Here is a 14,584-nt window from a genome sequence, read left to right as displayed (position 1 = left end):
ATAAAAATATTAAATTTATAAGTTAATTATTAAATTTATGCTAGCATTTTGACATATTTTTTAAGGAGCGTAGATATGTCTTTAGGCTTGCTTTTATTCTGTTTTGTAATTGCTGTTGTGCTTATTATATTTATGATAGCGCGGCTAAAAATTCATCCATTTTTAACCCTCATGTCAGTTTCTGTTTTGCTTGGATTATTCGCTGGTGTGCCACTTGCTAACATGCCTGGCATTATAGGGACTAGCTTTAGCGGGATATTTAAAAGCATAGGCATAGTTATTATTTTTGGTGCTTTAATAGGGGCGATTTTAGAGCATACTGGGGCTGGGCTAAAGATAGCTAGCGTCGTTGTGGGCGCACTTCGCAATCGTCATCCAGACCTGGCTATGCTAATTATAGGCTGGATAGTGGGTATACCTGTGTTTTGTGATAGCGGATTTGTCGTGCTAAATCCAGTGCGAAAAGCCATAGCCTCAAGGCTAGCTACAAGTCCGACTGCGCTTTCAGTTGCGCTTTCTGGAGGGCTTTATGCCTCTCATGTTTTTATCCCACCTACACCTGGGCCAGTCGCAGCTGCTGGGGCTTTGGGACTAGGAGATAGTCTGCTTTTAGTCATTATTTTGGGAGTTGTGGTGTCTGTGCCAGTTTTAGCGGCGGTTTATATTTTTGCTAGGTATGTGGCTAGAAAAGATGAGCTTTTGCCAGCTTCAAACGAGGTTATATTTAATGAATTTGACACTGCGATAAATGAGACAAAGCTGCCTAGCTTTACGCTATCTATAGCGCCTATTTTAGTGCCTGTTTTACTTATGGCGCTTGGTTCTATATCTTCTATTGCAGGGCTTGGTGGCGAGTTTGCTGAGGTGATTAAATTTATAGGAAATCCAGTCATAGCGCTTGCGTTTGGTTTGATTTTGGCCTTGGTTTTGCTAGCTTTACAGGATAAATTTAAAAATCTAAGCAAGCTTACCGAGGACACGCTAAAAACAGTCGGCCCTATACTTTTTATCACAGCAGCTGGTGGAGTGCTAGGTGGAGTGATAAAATCGGCTGGCTTTGTGGATATTATAAAGGCAAACGCAAGTGCGCTAAGCGGTGCTGGGCTGGTGCTTGCTTTTGTTATTTCGGCGGTTTTAAAAACAGCTCAGGGCAGCTCTACGGTGGCTATTGTCACTACCGCTTCTATACTTGGGCTTTATACGGTTGATGATTCTATGCTTACGATTTTAGGGCTTGGTAGCGAGATGGGTGCGGCACTTGCTGTGCTTGCTATAGGTGCTGGGGCGATGTGCGTGTCACATGCAAATGACAGCTACTTTTGGGTGGTTACTAGTCTAAGCGGACTAAGCACGCAGCAGGGGTATCGTACTCAGACTGCGATGACGCTTATAATGGGGCTTGTAGGCGTTTTAAGCGTGTGTTTATTATCGGTGGTGCTATTATGAAAGTAGTCGTCGCGATAGATTCTTTTAAGGGCTCTTTAAGCTCGCTTGAGGCAGGAGAGGCTGTAAAAGAGGGCATAGGCGATTTAGCCGAGGTGGCGGTAGTCCCCATAGCTGACGGTGGAGAGGGGACTGTGGAAGCCTTAAGGGATGCTTTGGGCGGAAAGAGTGTGAGCGTGGTAGTAAGCGATCCTTTAGGGCGAAAGATTAGCGCAAGCTACGCTATGGCTTTTGATAGAGCTATTTTTGAGATGGCGGCTAGCTCTGGACTGCCTCTGCTTGAGCCTAGTGAGCGAAACCCTATGAAAACTAGCACTTACGGCTTTGGCGAGCTTTTGCTAGATGCGCTAAATAAAGGAGCTAGGAAATTTATAATAGGCATAGGTGGAAGCGCCACAAACGACGCTGGTATGGGCATGCTACGTGCGCTCGGGGTTAAATTTAAAGACGCAAGCGGTGCGTATTTAGCTGGCGTGGGGGCTGATTTAATGCGGGTGGCTAGCGTGGATATTAGCGGACTTGACGCGCGCATAAGAGAGTGCGAGATAGTCGTGGCTTGTGATGTGAATAATCCGCTTTATGGCGAAAACGGTGCAGCCTATATATACGGCGCGCAAAAGGGCGCAAATGCCGATATGATAGAGCAGCTTGACGCTGGGCTTAGGCGGTTTTGTGAGGTGGCGTCTCGTGAGCTTGGCGCGGATATGGAGCAAGTTGCTGGGGCTGGAGCCGCTGGTGGGCTAGGGTATGCGCTTTTGGCTTTTTTGGGAGCTAGTCTAAGGCGTGGTGTGGATATAGTCTGCGATGAAGTGGGGCTTAAAAGCGCCCTTGTTGGGGCTGATTTGGTTATCACTGGGGAGGGGCGCTTTGACACTCAAAGTCTAATGGGAAAGACCCCAAGCGGAGTGGCAAAGCTCGCCAAAGCAGCTGGAGCTAAGGTGGTGGTACTGGCTGGAAGTTTGGGTGATGATTTGGCTGATAGTGAGCTAATAGATGCTTGCTTTAGCGTGGTTCGTGCACCGTGTTCTTTAAAGGAGGCGATGAGGGCAGATATCGCGCGAATAAATTTAAAGCAAAGCGCAAGACAGGCTGTGAAGCTATTTATCGCGGGTGCTGGATTAGAAATTTAACATACTAAAAATAACTTAAAATCCCTATAATATGGGGTTTTAAGAATTTAAACTTAATAAAATATAAAAAGTTTGAAAATTACGATTTTCAAAACTTTACTAAGGCACTTGCACTTGTCTCAACAGATGGTTCTGACACCGCTGCAAAAGCTTGGATAGACGAGGTTTCTAACACTTCTTCAGCTGGCAAAGGTGAGACTTTTAACCTAACTCGCGACTTTGATGATGCGCTAGTTGGTACAGCTAAAGATGATACTTTTGTAGGCGATGGCGCAGACGTGATACACTCTGGTGATACAATCGACGCAAAAGAAGGCTATGATACACTAAAAATTTATACAGATGCGGCATTTACAGCTGGTACGACACCTCTACCTCAGCTAACAAGCGTGGAAAAGCTTGACATACAAACTACAGAAGCTGTAACTTACAACAATGATATCAAAGGCGTAGTTGAGCTATATACAAACTCAAATGGTGCAAACAAAAATGTAGCTGTTGGTGCTAATTTAAAAGAGCTAACTAAGCTTACAGTTGATAACTTTGGTGGCACAGTTGGTGTTAACTTTACAAACTCAAGCCTAAAAGACGTAACTCTATCTAAAGTAGGAGCTAGCGTAGTAACAGTAACAGCTGCGGCTGATCAAGATGTAGCTGTAAATTTAAAAGATGTGGTAAATACAGCTGATTTTAACTTTGCTACAGGTACTAAACTAGCGCTAAATCTAGGCGGAGAGTCTGATAGCCTAAAACTAGCATCTGCAACCCTAAAAGAGCTAACCCTATCAGGTAATGCAGCTAGTGCTAATATAGAGCTAAAAGCCGCAACCAACGCACTAACAAAATTCACAAACAACTACAACGGCGACCTAACTTTAACACTAGCAGCAAACGCTGGTCTATCTGATGTAAAACTAGGTAGCGGAAATGATAAAGTCATCGTAGGTGCTTACGCAGGAAAAGTAGACGGTGGCGCTGGCGATAACATGGTGGTAATCAAAGCAGCTAGCGATGCTATCACTATGGATACTGCAAAATATACAAATTTCAATCAGCTAGGTCTAGATATGACTGGTGCTGGTGGTGCTGTAACTGCTGATGCTGCTGGCTTAGCCAAAGTAGAGCTAACCACAGACCTAGCTCAAGCACTTACGATAAACAACGTTGCAGCTGGCTCAACGCTAGTACTAAAAGATACTGATGCTGTAACAAGCGTAACAGCTGTTATCCAAAAAGATAGCGAAGAAGCAAATGCAAATGACGTGCTAAACGTAAATGTAGTTAGCGGTACTGTAGCGGCTCTTACTGCGGCTAAATTTGAAACTGTAAATATAACCACAGGAGAACAAGCTGCTACACTTACAGCTGCGACTTTTGCTGATGCTACTACTATAAATGTAAGCGGAGATCAAAACCTAACACTAGCTGATGGACTAACTGCTGTTAAATTAACTACCCTAAACGCAAGCAACCTAACTGGCGTACTAAGCGTTGATGTAAGCGGACTAACTACTGTAAAAACAGTAAATGGTGGCGCTGGTAATGACGCTATCACATTTAGCGTAGATAGCAACGTAGACCTAACTGGTGGTGCTGGCGATGATAGATTCATTCAAAAAGCTGCCGCTGCTGCTGGTAGCACAGACCAGTTCGTTACTATAAAAGATTTCGCTAAGGGCGACAGCCTGGTAGTAAAAGGTAAAGGCACTGCTACAAAAGTAGATGCTAAGATAGAGCTTGCACACAGCATGAACCCTGATGAAACATCTAAGGCATTTACATTCCTAGACTATGTAAATAAAGCTGTAGCAGGAGATGGCAATACAAATTCTATAACTTCTTGGTTCCAGTACAATGGGGATACATATGTGGTAACTGACGTTACAGCAGGCGCTACATTTGATGTAACTGATAGCATAATCAAGCTAGCTGGCTTACACGACCTAAGCCTAAGTGCTTCTGGCACAGACGTAACTGTAACTATCGCTTAAAATTTAAAATAATCCAAGGGTTTCCCCTTGGATTACACGTACTATTAGCCAAACGTGATAGTGTTTGCAGTAAGTGTGACTGTGTTTTCTAGTGAGCCTACGCTCGCACCTGCTAGCTTGATGATTACGTCATCATCGCCTAAGCCAGTCGTAGTATCAGCTACTACTAGGTATGCGCTACCTTCATAATCAAACGCTTTAACTTTTACGCTTGTAGCGTTTGCAGCTACGGCTATTAGCTTATCAGCTAGAGTGTTTGCTCCTTGAGCCACGTCGTTAGCATTTACTATTCTTCCAGCAGCTACACCTGCTACAGTGATGGTGTCGCCTGATTTTATACCAACGATTTCTGTGTATTTATCGGCTGAGTTAGCTTTTGCCTTGGCTGCTGTTAGAGTAAATGTCTTAGCACCTTCGCCACTTACTATGCTTAGGTGTTTACCGTCTGCTAGAGCAGTAGCTGTGATAGTATCTGTGCCAGCACCAGTGTATACTGTGATATCGTTTGCTATGTTTTCATTTAGTGTTAGCGTGTCGTTACCATCACCCATTTTGATAGATTTTAGAGCTGTGTTAGCATCATCTATCGTAAGAGGAGTAAGTGTCTCATACTTAAGACCGCTAAAGTCGATGCTCTCTAAAGCGTTATTATCGTCATTATCTAAACCAGTGATAGCAAAAGTATCTACACCTCCTCCTAGATCGCCTGTTACCGTGATTGATTTTAGATAATCATTTGCCTGTATTGTTAAGGTATCATTTTCTATAGATCCAGTTGCACTTGCTTTAAAGTCATATTTGCTATTAGCGTTAGCGCCAGCTTCAGCAGTTAGAGTTACTCCAGCAGCTACTGCTTTTAGACTAGAGCCTTTATAAACTATATTTTTACCACCTATGCTACCCAGAGTATTTTGACCTAGGGTGGCAGAAAGATCTAAGGTAATATTATCAGAAGCTAGATTTCCAACTGTTACAGCTGATGCTATGGAGCCAACTTTTACATTGACATTGTCATTCGCAGTTACATTTCCTATGCCTAAAGTAGTAGTAGAATCACTTACTTTACCCACCTCTATACTAGCACTGCTGTTTGCAGTTATGTTTTGACCTCTAGCTATTTGGGAGTTTCCGCCTTTTATCTCACCTATATTGATAGATATATTTCCAGCAACATTAATCTCACCACCATTTGCTATAGTAACAGCTCCGTCAATTACGCCTGCATTAATGGTATAATCACCAGATACGCCATTTTGTGCAACTCTTGTTCCTGATGTACCCACGGTTAAATTTCCGCCAATATTACCCAAGTTTAATATAGCCACGCCACTATGCCCAGTCATTACATTGCCTACTGTTAATGAATTTAATCCACTTGCATTTAGCATTATGCCGTTTGCGCTATTTGCGCTACCTAGATTATTTAGCGTAACCGCTGCATCGTTGCCTGTGCCTGTTAAATTTACATATGTTGCTTGAGCTAGTGCTTGGTTATAAGTGAAAGCTCCAGCTGTTTTTACATTTAGAGTCTGAAGCTTGCCTACATTTGCTGCTGTTAGAGCAAAAGCATCAGCCTTACTATCGATAGCTAGAGTATTTAGCTCATTTGTACCAGTTAGGGTAAAGCCTGTGCTGTCTTTTGAGTTTATGTTTAGGTTGATAGTTTTAGCTTTATTTGCTGTTACGCCATTACCTGCATTTGCCGCAGTTGCAGCTGTGTTTACTAGCTCGCTAGCAGTTATGTTTAGCTCTGTTGCTTCGTTTGCTACAGCTACACCGGCTACAGCCCCAGCTGTTGCACCTTCGTTAGTGTTTACAAAATTTATATTTTTTAGTGTGCTACCAGTTAAAGTTATGGCGCCAGTTTGTGTCGTACTTGCTAGCTCTGCTGCATTTAAATTTAGCGTTTCAATTTTTGAATTTGCTATAGTCACTGTGCTTGCGGCGGCTGATGTTTCAGCTATCGTTACTTCTTTTACATCAGAGCCAGACATATCCAATGTAGCTGCTGCTGCAATAGTAGCTACTTCTACTTTTTCTACATTTGTTAGGTTTAGTTTATGGGCTCCTGTTAGTCCTTTATATATAACTGTGTCGCTTCCAGCTCCACCGTCTACACTAATCTCTGCTGCTGTGTTAGCTAGAGTGATTTTATCATCTGCTCCACCACCTTTTACAGACGCTATACCATTGCCACCAGTGAGGTTTGCGGTAAGTTTACCTGTAAGAGCACTAGCATCTAGATTTTGAAGTGAATTTTGCGTAGCTGTAATACTTAAATCAGCACTACCTTTTACTGTTACGTTATCACTAGATAGTCCGCTTAAGAAACTAGCTCCACCTTTTGTCTCTATATTTAGATTTTCTATTTGACGGTAGCCAGCAGCTACTGCTTGATTTTTTGCACCCACGTTGTTAACTATAAGATTCATAGAATCATTTCCACCGCTTACAGCTTGAACTGTGTGACCCGCTACGATATTGCCATTTTTTACGTCTACAAACTCTAATGTAGGCAGCTCTTCTATGTTTGTAATATCTGTAACGATATTGCCTTTTACTGTAATTTTTTCCAGACCTTTTATCCCGGCTACATTGAAAGTTCTTATATTTGAAGTGCTGTTGGTAATTTCTAAATTTTCAACACCCTTTAACCCCTTACCAGCAGCAAATCCTGTAAAATTTGCCCCTAATTCAACAGCTAATTTATCAGTACCTTCTTTACCATCTACTGTATAGTCAGGTTTTAAGGTATTATCATTTGGCAAAGAACTAACTACTGCAGTAAACAGATCATTTTTATCTGTACCATTGTATACTTTATCGGTAGAATTTAAAGCAGTTGTACTATCATACTTTGTAGTATCTTCTCCGTTTACAACACTTTCAATCCAAGCTTTTGCAGCGGTGTCAGAACCATCTGTTGAGACAAGTGCAAGTGCCTTAGTAAAGTTTTGAAAATCGTAATTTTCAAACTTTTTATATTTTATTAAGTTTAAATTCTTAAAACCCCATATTATAGGGATTTTAAGTTATTTTTAGTATGTTAAATTTTGCTTAATTTTGTTTATATCATCCTTTACCATCATTTCGCAAAGACTTCTTGCATCTGTTTTGGCTTCCCAACCAAGTTGTTTTTTAGCCTTGCTAGCGTCACCTATTAGCAAATCTACTTCTGCAGGCCTAAATAGTGATTTATTAATTTCAACCAGCACCTTGCCATACCTATCCACTCCTGTCTCATTAATTCCTTCCCCAATAAATTCTATCGGAGTATCAATTGCTTCAAATGCAAATTTAACAAAATCTCTTACTGTTGTTGTTGTATTTGTGGCTAAAACAAATGTATCTGCTTTTTCAGCTTGTAACATAGCATGCATACCGACAACATATTCGGCAGCATAGCCCCAATCTCTTTTTGCATCTAAATTTCCTAAAACTAATTTATCTGCTTTGTTTAAATAAATTTTTGCCACAGCATTAGTTATTTTTCTAGTTACAAACTCTAATCCTCGTAGAGGGCTTTCATGATTAAAAAGTATACCGCTAGTAGCAAATATGTCGTAACTCTCGCGATAGTTTATGCTTATAAAATGCGCATATAATTTTGCTACGCCATATGGTGATCTTGGATAAAAAGGTGTTACTTCATTTTGTGGTATAGCTTGCACCATACCAAACATTTCTGATGTGCTAGCTTGATAGAATTTGATTTCTTTATTTATTGTTTTTATAGCTTCTAAAATATTCAATACTCCTGCAGCAGTTGCATTTAAAGTATGAAATGGTTCGGTGAAACTAACTCCAACAAAACTTTGCGCTGCTAAATTATATATTTCACTTGGTCTTATGTCCTTAATAGCATTTAAAATATTAAAAGGGTCCGTAAGTTCAAATTCGATTAGTTTAAATTTAGGATCATCTAAAATATTTAGATAACTCAATCTCCAAAAATTTACACTAGAAGATCTCCTGTATCCTCCATATACCTCGTATCCTAAAGACAATAGATATTTTGCTAAATATGCTCCATCTTGTCCGCTAACACCAGTTATTAATGCTTTTTTCATTCTTTTTCCTTTATATAACTCATAAATTTTTTATCCATTAAGATAGATTGAAATATGCTTAGATATCGTTTGGATATATTTTTCCAGTCATGCTCTTGTAGCCATTTTTTTCTAGCCTCCAATCTATTTTTATCTATTGGGTTATTAATATAATTTTTTAGTGAAAACAGTATATCTTCACTATCGTATCCAAGGGTGGATATGCTAACTTCTCTTAATTCGTCGAAGATTTCAGAAGGAGAAACTATTAAATTTTTGCAACAGCTTAAAGCTATTCTTGCTGCTCCACTAGCCCCCTCTTCACTTTGCAAGTATGGCATAATTATAACATCGCATTGTGTTAATATATTATTTACCTGATTAAGGGGCAAAAAATCTGTATTCCAAGTAATATGATTTTCAATGTGTAGTTTTTTAATCAATTTTGAGCATTCTAAAAATTCACGCCTAGAATCCTCATTCACTATACTTGCTATTAAATGTAGCTCTGCTTGCTGATTCTTTAAAAATTTTGAAAATGCCTTTATTAGTTCTTGTAAATTTTTATGTGGTAGAAGTAATCCAAAAAACCCTATTTTTAATTTTGATAAATTTTGATTATTTTTGCTAATATCTCCTTGGCTGGCATGAGGTATTAATACTGCGTTATCTATAATTCCTATAGCTTTTAAGGCATTTAAATCGTTTATGTTATGCACAAAAACCCTATCGAATTCATTTAGTGTTTCAGACCAATTTAATTGTTCATCTTTTTTATGATTTAGTATTTGTCTAACAGAGTGTAGAGTGATGACTATTATTTTGTCATTATCTTTTAAAAGTTTAATGTCATTTTTTAGTCTCTTGTTTATATCATAAAAGCTAAAGTGGTATTGTAGCCATACTATATTTTCATTTATGTCTAAATTTCCAAAAAGGTTATCTTTGTTTATGTAGTTTTTGTAAGAAATATCATCCCATGAATATATATTTACATTGCAGCCATTGTTTAATAAGGATTCTTGCATATACTTTGAATATTCAGCTATTCCACATTTTGTGTTATATGTAGATATTATGGCTATTTTTGGTGTTTCTATTTTTTGGTTAAATTCTTTCAATAAAGAAAGGCTAGATATAAAATTATCAACACATTTTTTGCCAAACATTTGCTCATCAACTAAATGTTGCAATTTTTCTAGTTGAATATTTAGATCTGAATCATTTAATCTATTTGATATTTTTAGTATTTTTTCTACTAAATCATCAACACTAGGTTCTGCCCAGACAGATCCTGGCATAAAAAAGTGGGTAATTGCTTTTTCAAATTTATAATCAATAAATTCTGTTGGTTCTTCCATAAATTCACATTGACCACTATAGTTTGTGGTAACCACTGGTTTTTTATAATGGGCAGCTTCTATTGCTGGCATATTAAGCCCTTCCCCACGAGTTGGAAGAACGACTATATCTGCGTTTTTATACAAATTAGCTATATCTAATGCGGTAAGATTTTCATCAAAAATAATATTAATCCTATTTTGAAATTTTTTATCTATTAAAATTTCAACTTGTTCAGACGTTGTATTATGTGGATTCGGAAACGTCTTTATGGTTAAGGTAAAATTTTTATCCGATATTTTACAAATTTTATTAAAGGCTCGCAGAAGTATATCTACTCCTTTTCTTGGAAGAGCTGATGATATATGCAAAAGTCTTATTTCATTTTTTTCTGTATCAACTTTTTCTTTGCCGATGCTTGGTAATTCTTTTAATGGTATATTTGCTACTTTTATTGGTTTTATACAGCCATTGTCTATGAGTATTTTTTTAATAAACCAAGTAGATACTACGACACCATTATATTTTGTATTAAGTATATTAATTGTGTCTTGCGGAATTCTAGACTCTTCCCAAAAAAATACAGCTATAGAATAACCATAAATTTCCTTTGTTTTATCTATCACGGGATAGTGATGGTAAAGCCCAATTCTATTTTTGTTATCTATTATGTTTTGATCGCTTGTGATATTTATTTTTTTTAAAGTATTAAACTCATTTTCCAAAAGAGATATTGGCTCAATAGGATCAAAATACTTTTCGTGATAGACAACTATTGATGTTTCTATCTTATCCATTATATTAAATACTATATTTCTATTTATCGCAGCCAAACTGTAATGCCCACTTATGCTACCAATTACATAAATTTCATTAAATTTTTTTAAATATTTTAATTCTTTAAATTTTAAATTTTCATTATATTCTTCTGAGTGTTTTTGTTTAAAAATTGTTTTCATAAATCCACTATTTTTTGATATATATATATCATTTCTTGTTTGAAGTGAACTTTTAAATTTAAATATTTTAGCTCTTACTGATGGAAATTTATTTAAAGTAGTTTTTAATATTTTTTTAATTTTTGGATTTTTGTTTGCCAAATCTTCAATAAATTTTATATTTTGCTTGGAAAAATATAAAATTTTATTAAGCAAATAGCATCTTATTTTTATTAAAGCTTTTAAAATTTTAATAGGTATAGCGAATAATTTTTTAAGTTTTGATATAAAAAATTCTATATGTTCTATTTTTATTTCTGCTTGTTGCAATCTTTCTTGTGCGTCTATAAGTTTATTTTTAGTATTTAAATATTCAGAATCAAACATATCAACCAATTGTTCAAAACTAGGACCTTGTCTATATTTCTTACTAAATAGTGAAATAATATGGGAAGACCCTTGTTTTATTCCAATCATAGCATAATCAAGACCTACTCCGGATAATATTTCTTTTACGCCAACATTATTTAAAAGTGACAAATCATCAGAATATAAGTTAGAATTTATTCTTAACATAAAAACATGATTAAAACCACTAAATTTATATAAATATTCCAAAAATACAGGGGGTATTGGTTTTTGGTGTGTTGGATCTATGTAAAAATTTAAAGTTGCTACTCTTATATTTTCAGCATTAGGGGTTTCCAATATCAAAACACCATCATTTTTTAATATTCTATTTGCTTGTTTTAAAAAGTCTTTTAAAACATCAAACTGAAAATGTTCTGCTATATGAAATCCACTTACTATATCTACACTAGAGTCTTTAATGCTCTTTAAAAATTCTATGGCATCTATCTTTTTTGCCTGAAGGCCCCTTTTGCTACATTCTAGCACCATTCTTTCATCGTTATCACACCCCATGCCATTAATTTTATTCTCTTTTAAAATTTCAAGCCATTCCCCTCTACCACAACCTATATCTATTGCTATAATTTCATCTTGATGATTTTGCTGTTTTATGGCATCTAGAATATCTTTATAAAAATAAAGCCTATTTTTAATTTGATTTCTTTCTCCTCTAAATTTATCTTCTAAATCTTTATAAAAACTATCCATATAGTATTCTTTCTAAAAAATAAGTATTCATCTTATTTAAGTTGTAAATAAGATGAAAATTATAACAAAATTTTTATAAATATCTTATTTTGCAAAAAGTGCTAGTGTACGGTCTTAAAACAAAATTAAGCAAAATTTAACATACTAAAAATAACTTAAAATCCCTATAATATGGGGTTTTAAGAATTTAAACTTAATAAAATATAAAAAGTTTGAAAATTACGATTTTCAAAACTTCACTAAGGCACTTGCACTTGTCTCAACAGATGGTTCTGACACCGCTGCAAAAGCTTGGATAGACGAGGTTTCTAGCACTTCTCCAGCTGGTAAAGGTGAGACTTTTAACTTCACAACTGAGCTAAATGACGCCCTAGTAGGTACTGCAAAAGATGACACTTTTACAGGATACGTAAACGGCGCTATGGATAAAGATGCGCTATATCCACTTACATTTACAGCTGGCGAGAGTGTAGACGGTGGAGCTGGTATAGATACATTAAACCTAGTAGGCACAGTGGCTGGTGTAGATATAGATGACGCTGTTGTAAGAGCCCTAAATATCAGCAATGTAGAAAAACTAAACGTAAAATCAATAGCTAACGCTGATGTAGACCTAGACGACACAGTTGATGACTACACAGATATAGCTGTAAATACACTTGGTGCAGTAACCATAGATTCAGAGAATGCTAAAAATATCTCTGAAATAGCTGGTACAACAGCTTCAGTAACAGCAAACAAAGCTAAAAATGTGTCACTTGTAGCTACTGGTACTGCAACTGTAAGCATTAACAAAACAAACGAGACAGATAAGGTAATCGATAGCCTAAGCGTAAAAACAGATGGCGCTTTAGCTGTAACTAGCCTAGCTTCAGCGGAGATCAAATCTCTAAGTCTAGATGATGTAAGCCTAGCTGCTGCTTTAAATTTAACATCAGGCAATACCGCAACTGTAGAGAGCATATCTCTAAAAAATTTAACAGGCACAAATGCTAGCACTATCACTATCGCTGGTAAAAACGCAGGCACTACACAAAACATAACTATCGAAAACCTAGAGACTGCAAACAATGGCGCTCAGCTTGTTACCCTAGCTACATCAGTGGCTACAACCGGCGTTATCACATCTAATGGCACAGAAAACTCAACCCTAGGTTTAAATAGCGCATTTACAAAGCTAACGCTAAATGCAAACACAGACGCAAAGCACACCACTACTGTAAGAGAAGTAACTAATGGAGGTGTGAGTGACCTAACTGTAACAGGTACTGGTAAGGTAGTATATAACGACGCAGTTAACGCAAAAGTAGCTAAAATCGACGCTAGCGCAAACACTGGCGGCGTAACTGTAATGCAAGCAGGCGCTACTGTAAATGGTACATTTGGTAGCGGAGACGACAGAGTAGAGATGTCAGCAGCAACAACTGCAAACACTAAGCTAGTAGGCGGCGCAGGTAACGACACTCTAATCCTAAGCGCTTGGGCTGGCAACGCACTAACAAACGTGTCTGGATTTGAGGCGATAGGTGGTGCGGTAAGCGGTAATCAGAGTGTAGGCATTAATATGAATAACTACACTGGATTTGACAGCCTAGTTGTTACGGATTTAAATTTAGACCAAGCTGGACAAAAAAATCTAACCGTATCTAATATCAAAAATGGAGCTAGCATAAGCATAGAGCAAACTACCCATACACAAGATATCGTGATCCTACAAATGGCTGGAGCGGACACTGACGCTGAAGCTGTTACTCTAAAACTAGGCAAGGCTGACGCAACCACAGCTCGTGAAGGCACAACTATCGCTAGCTTAAATTTAGGCGTAGCAAACCACGACATAGAGACTGTAAACCTAGTAGCACTTGGTAAAAACAATACAGTTATCCATACAATCACAGCTATTGACGTAGCTAACTCTCCGCAGGCTAAATTTGTAGTAACTGGCGATGCTAGTGTTAGATTTGAAAATGTTAATGCAAGCATAGACGCAAGCGCACTAAAAGGCACCCTAACTGTTGATACCGTATCAGCTAGCAACATCACTATAAAAGGCGGTGCTGGCAATGACGCTATCACTCTAGGAGCAGGTATGTACGCTAACATAGACGTAAGTGCTGGCGGAAATGATACGATTACTTTAGTGGCAAATACAGGTAGCAACACTCAGTTTAACACCGTAACTGGGCTAAATGCTGGGGATAAGATCACATTTGCTGCTGCCATCGCACCTACAAATAATGGCAAATTAGCAAATACTGCTAAATTTACAAATATCAACGAAGATATAGACCTATCTCACAATATCACTAACGCAGTAGCAGCTAATACTACAGCAAATAATGTAATCTGGTTTAACTACAAAGGTAACACTTATGTTATTCAAGATGCAAATAATGCAGGTCAACTTGAAGCTGCCAATGATAGCGTAGTAAAACTAGTAGGCACATACGACCTATCAACAGCTAGCGTAAGCGGACAAGATCTAACACTTGTTTAATGCGCTATAAATCTTTGGGGCGTTAAAGCCCCAGGGATAAACCCTAAAATATCCGAGACTTTCTCGGATATCTCTA

7 protein-coding genes are annotated in these 14,584 nt (G+C 37.5%); 4 read left to right on the top strand and 3 right to left on the bottom strand.

Going from position 1 to position 14,584, the window contains the following annotated elements; all coding sequences use genetic code 11:
* The first annotated feature begins 75 nt into the window (after positions 1-75).
* From LBC_RS07395 to LBC_RS07385, 3 genes are all read left to right on the top strand, one after another.
* Entirely contained in the window at positions 76-1,446 is a 1,371-nt protein-coding gene (locus tag LBC_RS07395; RefSeq protein WP_221253802.1) for a GntP family permease, read from the top strand.
* The gene (locus tag LBC_RS07390; RefSeq protein WP_221253801.1) at positions 1,443-2,573 is read left to right on the top strand and encodes a glycerate kinase; all 1,131 of its coding nucleotides are present in this window, start codon (positions 1,443-1,445) and stop codon (positions 2,571-2,573) included. The genes LBC_RS07395 and LBC_RS07390 overlap by 4 nt, the downstream gene beginning before the upstream one ends.
* A gap of 278 nt (positions 2,574-2,851) precedes the next feature.
* On the top strand, positions 2,852-4,564 hold the full coding sequence (locus tag LBC_RS07385; RefSeq protein ID WP_221253800.1) for a hypothetical protein: 1,713 nt from the start codon (positions 2,852-2,854) through the stop codon (positions 4,562-4,564).
* Between the two features lie 44 nt (positions 4,565-4,608).
* Here LBC_RS07385 and LBC_RS07380 read toward each other — a convergent pair whose 3' ends face one another.
* From LBC_RS07380 to LBC_RS07370, 3 genes are all read right to left on the bottom strand, one after another.
* Positions 4,609-7,332 carry a hypothetical protein gene (locus LBC_RS07380; protein ID WP_221253799.1) on the bottom strand — a complete coding sequence of 908 codons (2,724 nt, stop codon included), beginning with the start codon at positions 7,330-7,332 and terminating at the stop codon, positions 4,609-4,611.
* Between the two features lie 270 nt (positions 7,333-7,602).
* Positions 7,603-8,634 carry a GDP-mannose 4,6-dehydratase gene (gene gmd / locus LBC_RS07375; RefSeq protein ID WP_221253798.1) on the bottom strand — a complete coding sequence of 344 codons (1,032 nt, stop codon included), beginning with the start codon at positions 8,632-8,634 and terminating at the stop codon, positions 7,603-7,605.
* Positions 8,631-12,011, bottom strand: coding sequence for a glycosyltransferase (locus LBC_RS07370; protein WP_221253797.1), 3,381 nt, complete (start codon positions 12,009-12,011; stop codon positions 8,631-8,633). The genes gmd and LBC_RS07370 overlap by 4 nt, the downstream gene beginning before the upstream one ends.
* Before the next feature lie 421 nt (positions 12,012-12,432).
* Between LBC_RS07370 and LBC_RS07365 the strand changes: the two genes are divergently transcribed.
* A complete protein-coding gene (locus LBC_RS07365; RefSeq protein ID WP_221253796.1) occupies positions 12,433-14,508 on the top strand; it encodes a hypothetical protein in 2,076 nt (691 codons plus the stop codon).
* The last annotated feature ends 76 nt before the right edge of the window (positions 14,509-14,584 follow it).

The sequence above is a fragment of the Campylobacter sp. 19-13652 genome (assembly GCF_019702925.1).
Taxonomy (GTDB): domain Bacteria; phylum Campylobacterota; class Campylobacteria; order Campylobacterales; family Campylobacteraceae; genus Campylobacter_A.
The sequence above is the reverse complement of the archived record's forward strand: the minus strand, read 5'-3'. Positions and strand labels throughout refer to the sequence as shown.

Bases quoted from the DNA above. Each gene is read 5' to 3' on its own strand.
- LBC_RS07370 (WP_221253797.1), bottom strand. From the start codon at position 12,011: ATGGATAGTTTTTATAAAGATTTAGAAGATAAATTTAGAGGAGAAAGA.
- gmd (WP_221253798.1), bottom strand. From the start codon at position 8,634: ATGAAAAAAGCATTAATAACTGGTGTTAGCGGACAAGATGGAGCATAT.
- LBC_RS07390 (WP_221253801.1), top strand. From the start codon at position 1,443: ATGAAAGTAGTCGTCGCGATAGATTCTTTTAAGGGCTCTTTAAGCTCG.
- LBC_RS07395 (WP_221253802.1), top strand. From the start codon at position 76: ATGTCTTTAGGCTTGCTTTTATTCTGTTTTGTAATTGCTGTTGTGCTT.
- LBC_RS07365 (WP_221253796.1), top strand. From the start codon at position 12,433: ATGGATAAAGATGCGCTATATCCACTTACATTTACAGCTGGCGAGAGT.